Annotated in this window: 14 protein-coding genes; 7 read left to right on the top strand and 7 right to left on the bottom strand. The window is 69.4% G+C overall.

Translation table 11 applies throughout. From position 1 onward, the window contains the following. Positions 1-24: 24 nt before the first annotated feature. Positions 25-1,071 (top strand): MraY family glycosyltransferase, encoded by a 1,047-nt coding sequence (locus tag IU369_RS21290; RefSeq protein ID WP_217924464.1) that lies wholly within the window; start codon positions 25-27, stop codon positions 1,069-1,071. A 74-nt stretch (positions 1,072-1,145) separates the two neighbouring features. After that, positions 1,146-2,261 carry a M23 family metallopeptidase gene (locus IU369_RS21285; RefSeq protein WP_217924463.1) on the top strand — a complete coding sequence of 372 codons (1,116 nt, stop codon included), beginning with the start codon at positions 1,146-1,148 and terminating at the stop codon, positions 2,259-2,261. Positions 2,262-2,426: 165 nt separating this feature from the next. On the opposite strand, the gene IU369_RS21280 is transcribed toward IU369_RS21285, so the two are convergent. Then, positions 2,427-3,473: a hypothetical protein gene (locus IU369_RS21280; RefSeq protein ID WP_217924462.1), complete on the bottom strand. Its 1,047-nt coding sequence runs from the start codon at positions 3,471-3,473 to the stop codon at positions 2,427-2,429. A gap of 102 nt (positions 3,474-3,575) precedes the next feature. Between IU369_RS21280 and IU369_RS21275 the strand changes: the two genes are divergently transcribed. Beyond that, complete coding sequence (locus tag IU369_RS21275; RefSeq protein WP_217924461.1) at positions 3,576-4,823, top strand: MFS transporter; 1,248 nt, start codon at positions 3,576-3,578, stop codon at positions 4,821-4,823. Here the strand turns inward: IU369_RS21275 and IU369_RS21270 are convergent. Both IU369_RS21270 and IU369_RS21265 read right to left on the bottom strand, forming a co-directional pair. Continuing rightward, positions 4,774-7,362, bottom strand: coding sequence for a bifunctional diguanylate cyclase/phosphohydrolase (locus tag IU369_RS21270; RefSeq protein WP_217924460.1), 2,589 nt, complete (start codon positions 7,360-7,362; stop codon positions 4,774-4,776). The two genes, IU369_RS21275 and IU369_RS21270, sit on opposite strands and share 50 nt — an antisense overlap. A gap of 71 nt (positions 7,363-7,433) precedes the next feature. Next, entirely contained in the window at positions 7,434-7,889 is a 456-nt protein-coding gene (locus tag IU369_RS21265) for a macro domain-containing protein (protein ID WP_217924459.1), read from the bottom strand. A gap of 93 nt (positions 7,890-7,982) precedes the next feature. On the opposite strand from IU369_RS21265, the gene IU369_RS21260 reads away from it, so the two are divergent. Beyond that, on the top strand, positions 7,983-8,747 hold the full coding sequence (locus IU369_RS21260) for a CPBP family intramembrane glutamic endopeptidase (protein ID WP_217924458.1): 765 nt from the start codon (positions 7,983-7,985) through the stop codon (positions 8,745-8,747). 12 nt (positions 8,748-8,759) lie between these two features. Here IU369_RS21260 and IU369_RS21255 read toward each other — a convergent pair whose 3' ends face one another. Continuing rightward, positions 8,760-9,797 carry a CHAP domain-containing protein gene (locus IU369_RS21255; protein WP_217924457.1) on the bottom strand — a complete coding sequence of 346 codons (1,038 nt, stop codon included), beginning with the start codon at positions 9,795-9,797 and terminating at the stop codon, positions 8,760-8,762. A 575-nt stretch (positions 9,798-10,372) separates the two neighbouring features. Here IU369_RS21255 and IU369_RS21250 point away from each other — a divergent pair. Beyond that, positions 10,373-11,008, top strand: a complete 636-nt coding sequence (locus tag IU369_RS21250; RefSeq protein ID WP_217924456.1) for a hypothetical protein — start codon at positions 10,373-10,375, stop codon at positions 11,006-11,008. On the opposite strand, the gene IU369_RS21245 is transcribed toward IU369_RS21250, so the two are convergent. Next, positions 11,005-11,913, bottom strand: coding sequence for a hypothetical protein (locus tag IU369_RS21245; RefSeq protein WP_217924455.1), 909 nt, complete (start codon positions 11,911-11,913; stop codon positions 11,005-11,007). The genes IU369_RS21250 and IU369_RS21245 overlap by 4 nt on opposite strands. A gap of 74 nt (positions 11,914-11,987) precedes the next feature. Further along, positions 11,988-13,319 carry a DNA methyltransferase gene (locus IU369_RS21240; RefSeq protein ID WP_217924454.1) on the bottom strand — a complete coding sequence of 444 codons (1,332 nt, stop codon included), beginning with the start codon at positions 13,317-13,319 and terminating at the stop codon, positions 11,988-11,990. Positions 13,320-13,419: 100 nt separating this feature from the next. Between IU369_RS21240 and IU369_RS21235 the strand changes: the two genes are divergently transcribed. Then, complete coding sequence (locus IU369_RS21235; protein ID WP_217924453.1) at positions 13,420-13,608, top strand: hypothetical protein; 189 nt, start codon at positions 13,420-13,422, stop codon at positions 13,606-13,608. Further along, positions 13,608-13,730 (top strand): hypothetical protein, encoded by a 123-nt coding sequence (locus IU369_RS23700; RefSeq protein WP_281426260.1) that lies wholly within the window; start codon positions 13,608-13,610, stop codon positions 13,728-13,730. Before IU369_RS21235 ends, IU369_RS23700 begins: the two co-directional genes overlap by 1 nt. On the opposite strand, the gene IU369_RS21230 is transcribed toward IU369_RS23700, so the two are convergent. Next, positions 13,727-14,206 carry a GreA/GreB family elongation factor gene (locus tag IU369_RS21230; protein ID WP_281426259.1) on the bottom strand — a complete coding sequence of 160 codons (480 nt, stop codon included), beginning with the start codon at positions 14,204-14,206 and terminating at the stop codon, positions 13,727-13,729. The genes IU369_RS23700 and IU369_RS21230 overlap by 4 nt on opposite strands. Between the last annotated feature and the right edge of the window lie 7 nt (positions 14,207-14,213).

Raw genomic sequence — 14,213 nt, 5'->3', positions numbered from 1 at the left:
CGGCGCGGGGCCTAGCGTCGGTCGGTGGCTCATCTGCTCGGACTCGTCGCGGTCGCGACCCTCTGCCTCGGGCTGACGCTCCTGTGGAGCATCGTCGCCGGGCCGCTCGGGATGATGGCCCACCCGGGCGGCCGCCACGGTCACCGCCGGGCGACCCCGCGCGCCGGCGCCGGCCTGATCGTTGGCCTCGGGGTGGCGATCATCGCCAGCGGGCTCCCTGAGGGCCCGATCATCTGCGCGGGTCTGGCGGTCAGCCTGGCTCTCGGCCTCGCCGACGATCGCTGGGTCCTCCACGCCGGCGCGAAGCTCGGCGGACAGGTGTGCGCCGCAGCCGTGCCGGTGATCGCCGGGGGCCTCGGCCCGGGATCGGTCTCGCTGCCGGGCCTGGACGTCGTGGACCTGTCGTCAGCGCGCGCACCGATCTGGATCCTCGCGATCGTCGTCGTCATGAACATCATCAACCTGATCGACGGGCACGATGGCCTTGCGTGCGGCCTCGTCGCGATCGGTGCGGCGACGATGACCTGCCTCACCCTCGTGGACGGCCGGCCGCAGGACATCCTCCTGCCGGCGATCCTCGGAGCCGGGGCGATGTCATTCCTGGCCCTGAACCTCCCGCCGGCCCGCATCTTCCTCGGCGATCAGGGCTCCCTTGGGCTCGGCTACCTGCTGGCGGTGGCGGCGATCGTCAGCTCATCGAAGACCGGGGCGGCGCTCGGGATCGCGGGAGCGACGATGGCGATGCTGGTTCCCGCGGCCGACGCCCTGGCGGTTGCGATCCACCGGCTCCGCCAGGGAAAGAGGATCTGGACGGCCGACCGCACGCACGTCCATCACCGCCTGCTGCGCCGAGGGGCTGATGACTGGCGTGTCCTCTGGACCTGCTGGGCCGTTGCGAGCTGCTGGGGTGTCTTCGCAGTGGGGCTGCGCGTATGGCCCCCTGAGAGCTCCGGCGAGATCATCCTGGCCGCCATGGCCTGCCTCGGGCTGTGTGCCGGTAGTGCGTCATCGCTCGGCCTCTCCTGGCGTCGAAGCGTTCCCTCACACCCGATCGGCATCCAGAACCTCTAGAAAGTCATGCAAGTACGCGCGCGCGTCGCATTGTGAGTGGTGGCAGGTACCACTGACAACGGAGTCCCGCGTCCATGTCCACCCGCGCTCGCAGCGCCCTACTCTTCACCGCAGTCGCCCTCTTCGCCTTCACAGGCCAGGGAGCCGCAGCCGACGTACAGGACACACGTGCGTACCTCCAGACGTTCGGCTCTGCGCCGTCGTCAGTCCCTCACAAGAAGCTGCTGTGGCCGGTCAAGCCGTTCGCCCGTCCGGTGCCGATCCGCTCGACCTTCGGGGAGCCGCGCAGCATCGTCATGGACCGGCACGGCCTGAAGGGCTATGCCTTCCACGAGTATCTCTACTCGCTGAACCAGGTCTCCGCTCCGGGTCGGCGGATGATCCACGACGGCATCGACCTCGTCATCCCGCGGGGGACGCTGGTCTACTCGCTCGAGAACGGGCGCGCCCGGCTCGGTGGCATCAAGCCGTTCGCGGCATGGGTCCAGGTCGGCAACTTCCGCTACGAGCACATCCGCTCGCTGGTGAAGCCGGGACAGAAGGTGATCGCCTTCAAGACGCCGATCGGCAGGATCATCACCCCTGACCACCACCTTCACCTGACGCGCTACCACCGCGGCAAGGCGATCAACCCGCTCGCCTTCGGTGGGTTCGTCGGCTACAAGGACATGCTGGCCCCCCGGGTCTCGGACCCGCTGTTCTACGGGGCGGATGGCGTCCGCCTGGATCCCGCGAACCTGAGCGGCCGGATCGCCATCGCCGTCAAGACGAGCGACCCACAGAGCCAGGCGTCCCTGGCCCCGCTGACCTCTCGCGGGCTGATCAAGAGCGGCCAGCTGCGTGACCTGCGTCTCTTCGGGCCTGCCACGCACGCGGGCACGGGGGTGTACGGCCTCAGCTACGCGATCGAGGACGAGCTCGGGACCCCTGTCATGGGCCCGTATGACGTCTACCGCGCCGACGGCATCGTCAACCAGTTCATCGGCGATCGTCTCTACACCGTGGCCTCGAACCGCAACGACTTCGTCCACCACATCTGGACGCGTCTGAGCCTGCGGAGCCCGGACGGGGACGGCTACCTGGACACCGGCATGCTGGCGCCGGGGAACTACCGGGTGAGGGTCGCGGCGCGCGACGTCGTCGGGAACCTCACGACTGAGTTCTTCCCGATCACCATCGCCCCGCGCTGATCCACAGGTTCTCCACCCCCGCGGGGGTGCGCACCTAGACTCGGCTGGCGCCATGGGGCGTGTGCTGTCCGCCTCGACGATCGGATCGTCTGACGCGGGCCGCGCCGCCAGCCGGCGACACTACGGGATCCGACATTCGTGTCGGATCCCGTAGTCGTCAGTGGATCAGTTCGGGAGGTAGCGGTTGTAGTTGGCCAGCCACTCCGCGGCCTGATCGCCGGCCCGGTAGGCGCCGGGGCCGTTGGCGAGCACCGCCCGGCCGGCCGGCGTCGAGTTCGCGAGGAGCCACTGGCAGCTCATCGGGGAGCCGCAGCCTCGGGGCGCGCCCTTGGGTGCGTTCGGGGTCCCGCTGATGAGGAAGTGGAGCTGGGGGAGGCCGGACCCGCCGTGCTTGGCGAGGTAGGGGCCAAGGCGCTTGGAGACGTTGCGCCAGGTCTGGGAGCTGACCGCGTCGCCGGAGCCCTGGTACATCTCGAGCCAGACCCGGCCGAGGGCGAGACCGCGCACCACTCCGCGCCAGCCGGGCCGGATGTTCTTGCCACCGGTGCGACCGAGGGTGAAGTGCGGCCCGCGGCCCTCCCCGACGCTCGTGACGAAGGCGGGCGCCATGTAGAAGTTCACGCGGCTCGCGTAGCTGCCGCCGAAGGGCGACGGCATCCCGGCAAGGATCTCCATCGCGGCGCTGAGGCGTCGTCCCGGGTGCGCGGCCCCCGGCACCGGAGGTGCGCTCGAGCGGATCACCAGACGCCAGCCGGTCGGCGTCTGCACGATCCGGTTGTGCGTGGCGTGTCGGATCTTGGAGCCGCGGATGGTGGTGGTCGTGTATCGGGTCTTCACCGCGGGGTCGCGGAAGAAGGTGCCGATCTCATCCACACCGACCAGCCCCGATCCGCCGCCGCGCAGCGGGGCGTCATCGATCGCGCCCTTCAGGGTCCGGACCATCTGGTCGACGCTCATGGTCGAGAGTTCGCGCCCGTTCACCTTGGTCAGCCGGTGAGGGCCGTCGTCGGCGCGGAAGACGCCGCCGGCACCCGGGTCCTGGCGCAGCCCACCCCGCTCGGGTGTGAGGGGGTTCGGCCCCGTGAAGATCTGGCGTGCCGCCTCCTCCTGGTCGTAGATGATCGACATGCGACCCGAGGCGAGCGCCGGGCTGAGCATGGAGACCGCCAGGGCTGTGAGCGCGAGACAGGTGAGGCGGGACGTGGATGACATGGAAGTGAGGATCGGCTCGTGCCGGTGGAGAGGGCGCCCTCTTGGCTTCGCGCGCGGTCGAGAATGGCCCGCTGTCTCACAGGTCGTCCGTACGCTCGGTGAGTGCGTCGTCTCACCTCACTCACATCACGATCCGCAGACGTCGCGGCGCGTGAGCGCCTGATCCTCTGGCACAGCCAGCGGCTGTTCGCAGCCTCGAGCGGTGCCTGCGCCATCGGCTTCGCGTGGCTCGTCCACAGTCTCGGCTACGGTCCAGGGCCGATCGCCGTCGCACTGATCTGTCAGCTCGCCCCGACGATCGTCAGCGGGCGCCTGGCCGGATCTCTCCGTGTACTGCGGCACGGACGCCAGAGGATCCTCGCGGTCAGCCAGGTGCTCGCCGCCTTCGCCTGCCTCGCGGCGATGACATCCGGCACCCCCGCGGCCCTGATCGTCATCTTCCTGGCGGCGGTCGTGTTCGGGGTCGCCCGTGCGGTCTTCGACGCGACCAGCCTGGATGTCATCCACCACCTCGTGAACGACCAACGCAAGGTCGAGTCGATCCGCTCTCTCACCGCGCGCCACGGGGAGGGCCAGATCGCTGGTGCCGTCATCGCCCTCAGCGCCGGCGCGCTCGCGGGCCCTTCGGCCGCTCTGGCCTGCGCCGCGGTGGTCGCCGCCGCCGGCGGACTCTGCTCACTGAGGCACTCGGACCTCATCGACCTGGTGATCGGCGAGAAGGGGCCGGTCGCGCATGAGGTCCGCGCGAGCCTGCGGGTGATGGCGCGTGAACGTCGCACGAGGACCAGCCAGGTGGCCGGCGCGATCGGGGCGGGGCTGGCCGGCGCCCAGGCGGCCCTGCTGATCCCGTGGCTTGTCGGCGGCGGCGCCCATCTCGGGCGCTGGGTCGCGCCGACGCTGCTCTCGGCGGTGGTCGGGTTCTGGATCCTGCGCGCGCCGCTCGCGCGCCTGGTGCGGATCCTGAGCGACCGCCTCGCCGCGGCACTCGCGTTCGGGGGCCTCAGCGCGGGCTATCTCTCCATCGCCCGGGTCGAGGACCCGCGCGTCCTCGCGATGGGCTACTGCCTGATCCTCCTGGCCTTCGGCATCCTCGCCGGCCTCGCCAACAACGTCCGGCTGCAGGCCCTGTCCCCTGACACCGGACCCGCGACGGGCCTTGCGGGTGCGGCGCTCTGGGCCGCCTCAGGGTCGCTGGGGGCGGCGGGGAGCGCATTGCTGAGCGGTGCGCTGGCGCCCGGATCGGTCCTCATCGTCATGGCGGCGCTCGCCGCGCTCGCCGCATTGGCGTTCTACCTGTGGATCACCCGGCCGGTGCCGCGACGGCTTCTGCCTCTCGCTCTTCGTCGCTGACGACCCCCGCCTCGGCGAGAACCCCGAGCAGAGTGTCCACGAGCTCGGGGTCGAACTGAGACCCGGCACAGCGGCGCATCTCCGCGAGAGCGAGCTCGGGTGGGCCCGCCTGCTTGTAGCTGCGCTTGCTGGTGATCACATCCCAGACGTCGGCGACCGAGATGATGCGGGCGCCGAGTGGGATCGCCTCCGCCTGGAGGCCGGCCGCGTAGCCCGAGCCGTCCCAGTTCTCGTGGTGATGGCGGATCCAGCTCACCTGCTCGGCGTCGAGGACCTCGCCGGCGATCTCGGCCCCGAGTGAGACGTGGGTCTCCACGCGCCCCCGCTCCTGTGCGTCGAGGGGTCCGTCCTTGAACAGGATCGCGTCGGGGACACCGATCTTGCCGACGTCGTGGAGGCGCGCAGCGTCGCGCATTCGGGATTGCGCTCGAAGATCCCAACCGAGCTTCCGGGCGATCATCACCGAGAGCTCGCTGACCCGCTCCGAGTGGGCGAGGGTCAGCGAGTCCTTGGCGTCCACGGCGCGGGCGAGGGCCCGCAGGCCGGCGAGCGCCTGACTGCGCAGCTGCAGACGCGCCTGCTCCTCGGAGGACAGCTTCTTCATGACGTCGGGGGTGTAGACGAACGAGGCGTTGCGGCCCTGCCACTTGGCCCAGTAGAGGGCGTCGTCGCACTGGGAGACGATGGTCTCGATCTCGGCGCCGGTGCGCAGGTCGGAGACCCCCGCCGAGGCGTGCAGGAAGCCGACCGGTCCGAAGGGCTCCGCGCTGATGCTCTCCCGGACCTGGTCGACGATCCGCTGAGCGGTGGCGGCGTCGGTGTTCGGGAAGCAGAAGGCAAACTCCTCGCCGCCGACACGCGCGACGAGATCACCCTCGCGGATGCTCCTCGAGAGGATCGCCGACAACCACGTCAGGACCTGATCGCCGACGGCGTGGCCGTGGTTGTCGTTGATCTCCTTGAAGTGGTCCAGGTCGATCATCGCGACGGCGACGTTGCCGCCGGCCGCCCGCGCCCGGTCGATCCGCACCTGGAGGAACTCATAGAAGGCACGGTGGTTCGCGAGGCCTGTCAGCGGGTCCGAGTTGGCCCGGGACTCGAGCAGCTCCCGCGACTGGGCACTGGTGATCGCGATGCCGGCGAGCTCGGCGAAACGCGCGAGGCTGTCCTCGAGTGGATGGGCGATCGACCCCCCGGGCCTCCCCAGGGTGATCAGGGCGCCCCACAGCTGGTTACCGACCCAGATCGGGATCCCCAGCGCCGGCGGCCGCGCCTGGTCTGCGGGCACAGCGAGACGGAACTGGTCGAGGACGACCCGGCCGCGTGAGCGGTGCCGGGCGCTCTCGCCCTGGCGGAGCACCGCCGCTGCCACCTCACCACCGGCCTTTCCGAGATCGGCGAAGAAGCCATGCTCGGGCCAGCTCGCGACGACCTGGGGGGCGTCGCGCCGGAAACGGACGACCCGCACCGATCCGACGCCGAGCAGCCCCCCGGCCTCATGAGCGATCGCCTTGAAGACATCCGAGGTGCCGCGCTGGTCAGCGACTGCGGTGGCGATGCGACGAAGAGCCTGCTGTTCTGCCTCTCGTCTGCCGAGGTTCTCGAGCAGGCGCTCGTTGATCGACAGCGACAGTGCCAAGCGGGTGATGACCAGCGAGAGGGCCGCACCGGCGATCAGCAGCGGCATCGCATCGAGGCGCAGGAAGTGGTCGGCGAGGATGACCGCGAGGGCCAGGGCGCCGGCGACCGCGCTTATCCTCACAGCGCCGGCGACCGGCGCGAGCCGGCGCGAGCTCCTCAGCCACGAGGCACCGGTCAGCATTAGGGCAGACGCCGCCCACATGGACTGGACGGCGGTAGCCTGATGCGTCAGCTGGCGGTCGTCGGCGACCAGGTAGAAGGCGTCAGCGACCGCCGCGAAGGCGAGAGCCGCCCCGACCAGTAGCCAGCGCGCGTCGAACCGGACCTTGCCGATCACCACGAACGCAGTGAGAAGCCCGAGGAGGAAGATCTCGCCGACCGGATACCAGAGCCCGACCCCGTCGGATCGTCCCGATGACTCCGAGGAGAGGCCCGAGAATGCGATCGCCGCAACCGCGGCGAGCACGAGGGCGCTCGCCATCATGTCGAGGAAGGCGACCAGGGAGACCTTCGAGAGGTATCCGCGCACGAGCACGGCCGCTCCGACCGCGAGGCATGGGATCCATGTGAGCCAGGCGATCTGGGCGAACATGGCGCCCGATGTCCCATCCGCCGGGAGGATGATCGTCCGAAGGAGCTCGCTGCTCGCGCCGAGGCCGATCGCGATGCCCATCAGGGCCCAGGCGAGACGCTCGTCGTCGCGGATCCAGATCGACCGGGCGCCGATCGCGCTCGCGGCGGCGAACAGGATCACGCAGTAGAGGACGCTCACCCATTCGGAGGGGTCCTCCCGCAGGCTCAGCGACAGGTGGACCCCGACTGCGGCGAGCCCGAGGATGTAGAGCACCACCCCGCTGATCAGCGGGAACCGGCGTCGCCTCTTCGATCGAACGGGCACCCGGGCGATGATGGGCGCGCCGGCCCGGTGCGCGCTGAACTTCTACACCCGGCGACGACGCCGAGTCAGGATCAGCCGGGGGCCCAGGGGGCGTAGACGCGCAGCTCACCCGGGACATCGCAGAGCGCCGGCTCGATCAGGGGGCGTACCTGGCGTATCCATGAGAGCCCACCGAGTCCGCATCCGATCGCCGAGATGGCGACGCTCACCGGCTCCTGCTGGGCTCCCATCCATGCGGCGAGGGCCGTGAGGGCGCTCTGGACATCCTCGACCCGCGACGGATCCCGGAAGTGGCGCTTGGTCGCCAGGCAGAGCACCGTCTGTTCGCCAGTGCCCCAGATGAACGGCTGCGCGGGCGTATGCACACCGGCGCGACAGGCCTTCCTGTAGTCCGCCTCGAGGCCCGGGAAGCGATCACGGAACTGGCGCGCGAGCCCGGCGCCCATGACGCCGACCGTGTTGGTCGGGCAGACGAGTGCTGTCGCGTGATCGGCAAGCAGATCGCCCTGGCGGGGCGTGAAGGTCATCCGGCTGGGCACGGTCAACCGATCATGCCAATCGCATGAGTGAGGGCTCGGAGAACTCGCGCCGGCCCCGTGCGCGCCCATAGCCTCGATCGGGTGAACGTCCCCCGACCGAGTATCAGCGGGCGCCTGCTCGGCGTCATCCTCATCACCCATCTTGGTCTGCTGGTGGCGAGCCTGCTTCTCAACCAGTCCTTCCTGATCGGCACCGGCAACATCATCCGCGTCACCCTGCCGGCGCTCTGCCTGATCGCGCTCGTCCAGGTCGTGGCCCTGTCGCGCAGCGGATGTGGGGCACAGATCGGCCTTCGTAAGCCGATCGCGCTGACATGGCTGCTGGGTCTGCCGCTCGGCTTCGTGATCGTCTCGATCGCGCTCCAGGGCGGGTTCCTCAACATCAGAGACATCGACGCCCAGACCATGCTGATCTTCCTGACCGCGATCGTCCTGATCGGGTTCATCGAGGAGATCACCTTCCGCGGATTCCTCTTCACCTACCTCTCCGAGCGGTATCCGGACGCGATCACCGTGGTGGTCAGCTCGGTGCTCTTCGGCGTCGCACACGCGATCGCGCTCGTCGGTGGCTCCGCCGCTCTCGGCACCCTCACCCAGATCGCGGGAACTACGCTCTTCGGGCTCCTGCTCGGGATCCTCCGGCTCCGAAGCGGCTCCCTGGTCCTCGGGATCGCCCTCCACATCGGGTGGAACTTCGCCGTCCTGTCGGGGAAGCCGATGAGCCCGTTCGTCGAGCCGGTCTTCGTCCAGCTCGCAGGCGGGGTCTTCCTGGTCGGGCTGGCTGCCGCGGTCGGCCTGACCGTGGCCTACCGGCTCAGCCGCCGCAGCACACCGCGGATGCCCTGAGGGCGGACGCGCTCAGCGCAGCGTGATGCGGCTGCGCACGAGCGAGTCCGCCCGGCCCGTGGAACTGACGCGGACCTCGAGGACGTAGGAGCCCCGAGCCGACGGGTTCCAGGTGATCGTGGACCGGTTCGCGCGGACCGAGCGCGAGGCCAGAGCCGTCCGCTTGCCGTTGCGGACAAGGCTCGCCTTGGCGACACCACGCGCGCGGGAGGTGAGCGAGACAGCGATACGGCCGCCCGAGGTGCTGACCTGGCTCTTGGAGACCGGGGCGGGGCGGACGGTGATGAACTTGGTCGTCACGCGGCCCACGCCGTTGTTTGCGCGGTAGCGCAGGATCAGGCGCCACTTGCCCACACCGATGCGGGCCGGGCGCGGCCAGCTGAGGGCGTTGGCACCCGCGCGCACCCGGCGCGGGCTGAGGGCGACGCGCTGGGTTCCCTTGACCATCTGGGCTGCCATGACACCGGCGCGGGGGACCCGGACGGTGGTCATGACCGCGGTCGGCCAGAGAACGGCCGGCGCGTCGAGACCACCCTGGGTCGGGATCTCACGCTGGGTGGGGGGCTCGACGGGCGGGACCGGAGGACGCGCAGGAGTGTTGCTCGAGGGCGGAGGGGCGGGAGACAGTCTCGGAGGAAGGCTGGCGGGGAAGTGGACGACCGCACCGGTCTCCAAGGACACGACCAGCGAGCTCCAGGAGCCGGTGCTCGCGCTGTAGTCCTCGACTGTGATGTTCCCCGCCTGATCGACGGACTCGATGTAGGCGACGTGCCCGCCCGGGCCGGCCTCACCGATCGAGCCGTCGTCGAACGGGGAGTCGGGGCTGTAGATCTTCTCGCCCTCCATCCAGAGGATGAGCGCACCGCGGCTCGGAGCCTGACCGACCCGCGCACCGTCGCTGACGGCGACAAGTGCGTCGAGCTCGGCGTAGCTCTGGGCGCCGAGGATCACCTTCAGGCGCGAATCACCGATCGGGACGCCGTCGCGGCTGAGGCGAAAGGCCGCGAACGAGGCGCAGGTGCGGTTCGCGATGCCCCAGGTGTCGGACATGCTCCCCGTCGGCGCGTCGCGCCAGGGGGAGGGGTAGTCATCCGCCGCGCTGGCAGACGAAGCCACACCGGCCAGGAGGCCGATGGCAACCGTGCTGATGATCAGGCGTCGGACGACAGCGAACACGACTCGAAAGCTCCTTGGTCGCCCGGGCCGGATCAGCATTGGATGCCTTCGGTACGTCGGGCTGGTGGTCTCACCGTAGAGGCGAGGGGAGTGGACCGCGCGAAACTTGTGCGGTACCGGGTACAACCTCCGCCGCTTCTCCGAAAGGTCGCAAAAACGACCACTTGCAGAACCCAACAGCGTCCCTTGCGACTGCCGCTTCCCGGCCCGAGCAGAAAAGATTCGCCAGATTCACTTGCGTTACGGACGATTCGGACAGGAACGCAACCGATGGCTACGGGGAATCTGGCCAGACGTCTAGGTGAACCAGCACGATGTCAGTCGTTCCCTGACCTTAGGACTGTGACTTGGCTCGTGGTCGTGCCCCCCGGCCCACTGATATCAGCAGCCCTGCGTGCCCGCAGCGGACATCGAACCGGCGTCGCCCCCTCGCCTGCTATGTTCGGCCGGTGGATGGCACCACCGATGACCCGCTCGCGACGATGGCCCGCGGGGTCCGCGAGAACCTCGACACGCTGATCGAGCGCGGCCTCATCCAGCTCCACGAGCGGGTGCCCGCGACGGACACCACGTTGCGGCTCGCTCGTATGTGCCGACTTCTGTCCACCTGGACCCCGATGAGTGCGGCCGATGTGAGCGAGGACGAGGATCCCATCCTCAGACTCAGCCGAGCGAGCGCCCTCTGCCTGGCGCTCTGGTGTCAGTCCGATCCGGCCGGAACCGGTGGCCCACTCAGCCCGGCACAGATCGCCTCGATCACCGAGGTGAGCCCCCCGGTGCTCGATCCTGTCAATACGCCGATCGACATCAAGAGACTCGCCACCGAGTACCTGGCGCTGCTCTCCACCTACTCGGCGCCGGACGTCGACTATGAGCAGATCAGACATCGTGCCCGGCACCTCAGCCACGAGGCGACGACAGAGGCTTTGCGGCGTGAGGCCTGGAGGCCTGAGACTCCCCGCGAGGTCCGCCAAGCGCGGGAGATCGCTTTCAGCGCCATGCTGCTGGCGAGCTCGCAGGGTCCTGAGGATGCCGCGATGGGGTCGGCAGGCAGGGCGCTTCTGCCCGGGCACCTTGACTGCTAGGGCGGCGGCGCAGGAAGACTGCGGGGTGATCCCCCAGCGGCGAGGTGCTCGAGGAAGTCGGTGAACAGGAGGGCGCTCAGAACAGGCCCCCGTGAGCGCCGGATCATCTGATGGGCACGCTGACCGTTCTCGAGGAGGCAGAAGCCATCCATGACGGCGGCGCCATAGACCTTCCTGCCGACGTCGTGGATCTTCCCGACGGACAGGGCATCCGCCGCCTGGAGGGTCTGATTGCCGCCGGAGGCAGTGATGAACTTGGCTTCGACGATGAGGAATGTGTCACCGACGCGGACGATCGCGTCGAGGCCCTTGTCGCCTCGGTAGCCGAGCTTCTCGCTCGCATACCTGTTGAGGCGTTCATCGCCGCGATTCAGCCCGACCACCGGGTGGCGCGAACCCTCGAAGGTCGCGATATCCGACGCGGTGGGGATCTGCTGGGCGAGCCAGGAGCGAAAGTAGGGACCATTCTGACGGGAGGCGCTGATCGGGGCAGTGGCAGCGATACGCAGCTCCTCGAGGTCCATTGCGCGCACGTCGCGCATCGCATCCGAGAGGGCGCCCGGGTTTAGGAGGATCAGGTCGTGGTTGGCCGCGAACATCGCGATGAAGCGGTTGTCCCGCCCAGGCCAGCGGGGGATCCTCGAGCCTGTCAGTGCCCGGAAGAAGGTCGCGTCGTCCTGGCTGCTCGCCTCCACGACCTTTGCCCAGACGTCGTCCGGGATCTCCCGGTCGCCAGCGTCGTCAGAGAGCGGGTAGATCTCACTCAGCGCATCGAGGTAGCCAGGAGCTGTGGCTCTTTCGATCGAGCGCCGCGTCCACGGGTTCGAAATCCGTGTGGGACGCTGACGGGCCGACGCGCGCACCGCCGGCGTCTGGATCGTCCCTGTGCCTCGTCCCCGTGCCATCGCATCCGATGATGCGGGGGGCTGATACGTCCCGCGCGTTACTCGTCAGGCGGAAACCGTGTCTGAACGATAGTCTAGCTGGAGGTTCTGGGTGTTACCGACGCGATAGTGCGAACCCCATCCTCACGAACGAGCAGGACCCGCGCCGGCGCGGACTGATCCGCCGTCAGATGCCAGTGCCCACCGTGACGATGGAGCGCGTCCGCGCGACTCGTGGAGAGGTCGACGCCGGCCACCAGTGTCAGGGATTCATCCGCCCCTGCGGGAAGGATGAGCATCCCGTCCTCGACGCGGACATCGAAGGGCGCCGGGCCGGCGAGCATCTCGGTGTCGGGGAGCCAGAGCGAGAAGGCGGCACGTTCGTCGGAGGCCAGAGCGCCGAGGCTGGCCGCCAGGGAGGGATGGCCCTGGTCGCAGCCGATCCACGCCCGCCCGTTGCGCTCGGCGGCAACGAGTGTTGAACCGGAGCCCGCGAACGGGTCGAGCACCAGGCCGCCCTCGGGCGAGGACTGGCGGACGAGCATCTCGAGCATCTCGAGCGGCTTCTGGGTCGGGTAGCGACTGCGCTTGACACCGGGGTCCTTGAAGGTCCAGAGATCCTGGAGACGGCGCCCGGCGCTCTCGTCGGCGTAGATGATCTCCCGCGGGTTACCGGTGGATGACCATTCGATCCGGCCGGCCTGGTCGAGCTCCTCCAGGTCCGCCGGCGGCCGGCGCCAGTGCTTGCCCTCAGGCGGCATCAGGCCACGCCAGGCCTCCCCGGTCGGTCCATTGAGAGTCCGGCCCTTGGCGTGGAGGGGCGTCGTCGCGTATCGCCGGCCATCGGCATCGGTCTTGGGGTAGAGACGATCGAGCTCGCCCGGCGACCACGCCGCGCGTGCGTCCCCCCAGTACATGGGATCCGGCCCTGGGGCGGCCGGCGTCCGCGAGTAGAAGCAGATGACGTCGGTCACGCTCCCGTAGGCGCGCCGGGAGAAGTTCTTCGGGTTGCACTTGATACGGGTGATCTGGTTGCGGAAGCAGCCCCCACCGAAGATCTCGTCGAGCATCACCCGGATGTAGGGGCTGATCCGCACGTCGATGTGCACGTAGACGCTCGCGCTCGGAGACAGCAGCCGGTGGACGGCGGCGAGGCGGGGACGCAGGAACGCATAGAACTCCGCATCATCGGTCCACGAGTCGTCATAGGCGACCACGCCGCTCGGCAGCTCCCACTGCTCGCCGGTGTTGTACGGGGGGTCCGTGTAGCAGGCGGAGAGCGGGGCCGGGACACCCTGGGCCGCGGCCTGGCGCTCCAGGGCCTCGAGGGAGCGCAGGTTGTCGCCGAACAGGAGGGCGCTCCCCGGGCGCGCGTCACCGCCGAATGTCAGTGCCCGGTGGTATCCGGGTAGCGCCTCCAACCGCATCCCGTCGAGGGTGCCCTGGCGTCTGTGACCGCTGCTGGAAACTTCGCTCGATGACGAAGTGGACTCAGGTGCAGGCGCCGATGTCCTAGCATCGGATGCGATGAACGTCGTCCAGCTGATCGTCTACGCCGGGATCGTGATCGTCCTGTGCGCGCTGGTCTCCTTCCAGCCCCCGGGCGATGAGACCGAGTCGTCCGGCGGCGGGCTGATATCGACGCGGCGTGAGCGGATGCTGGCACTTGCAACCTGCCTCGCGATCGGCGCGCTCCTGGTCGCCGGGTCGCTCTGATGGGGTCTCTCCATCACCCGGGACCGGCGGAGATCAGCCGCGCCCTCGCCGGCCTCGCCGCGGCCGTCGGGACTCTCTGGTTGGTCGGCGAGCTCGCCGACCTGCTCGCCGGTCTGGTCTAGCCGACCGGAGCGGGTGCGATCGCCAGCACCCGGTAGCGGCGAGGGCCACGTGGGGTGTTGATCCCCACCTCCTGCCCGACGACGGCTCCGAGCAGCGCCGCCCCGAGGGGGCTCTGGGGGGAGAGGCGCTTCCTCATCGGATCACCCTCGCGGTCCCCGACCATCGCGTAGACCGACGGGGGCGCGTCCGGGTTGTTCAGGTCCTTCAGCCGCACGGCCATCCCTACGGCGACCCGGTCCGTCGCCATCTTGGAAGGGTCGACGATCTGGCAGACGCGCAGCTCCTGCTCGATCCGGGAGATCTCCGCGGTCACGGAGGCCTGGCGATCGCGGACGTCGTCCCATTCCACGTCGTCGGCGGAGGAGCCGCCCTCACGGGCGCTCTTCAGGCGCTGGCTGAGCTCGCGTAGCTCCAGCTCGAGTTCGCCGAGCCGGGCCTGGCGCATGGCCACTCCCTCCGGTGTGAGGGTTGGCACTCCGGAG

Source organism: Miltoncostaea oceani, from assembly GCF_018141545.1.
Lineage (GTDB): Bacteria > Actinomycetota > Thermoleophilia > Miltoncostaeales > Miltoncostaeaceae > Miltoncostaea > Miltoncostaea oceani.
This window is presented reverse-complemented; position numbering and strand designations above follow the sequence as displayed.

Excerpts from the sequence above, each read along its gene's own strand:
- IU369_RS21285 (WP_217924463.1), top strand. The coding sequence starts at position 1,146 with ATGTCCACCCGCGCTCGCAGCGCCCTACTCTTCACCGCAGTCGCCCTC.
- IU369_RS21255 (WP_217924457.1), bottom strand. The coding sequence starts at position 9,797 with ATGTCCGACACCTGGGGCATCGCGAACCGCACCTGCGCCTCGTTCGCG.
- IU369_RS21240 (WP_217924454.1), bottom strand. The coding sequence starts at position 13,319 with ATGCGGTTGGAGGCGCTACCCGGATACCACCGGGCACTGACATTCGGC.
- IU369_RS21245 (WP_217924455.1), bottom strand. The coding sequence starts at position 11,913 with ATGGCACGGGGACGAGGCACAGGGACGATCCAGACGCCGGCGGTGCGC.
- IU369_RS23700 (WP_281426260.1), top strand. The coding sequence starts at position 13,608 with ATGGGGTCTCTCCATCACCCGGGACCGGCGGAGATCAGCCGCGCCCTC.
- IU369_RS21265 (WP_217924459.1), bottom strand. The coding sequence starts at position 7,889 with ATGACCTTCACGCCCCGCCAGGGCGATCTGCTTGCCGATCACGCGACA.
- IU369_RS21235 (WP_217924453.1), top strand. The coding sequence starts at position 13,420 with ATGAACGTCGTCCAGCTGATCGTCTACGCCGGGATCGTGATCGTCCTG.
- IU369_RS21280 (WP_217924462.1), bottom strand. The coding sequence starts at position 3,473 with ATGTCATCCACGTCCCGCCTCACCTGTCTCGCGCTCACAGCCCTGGCG.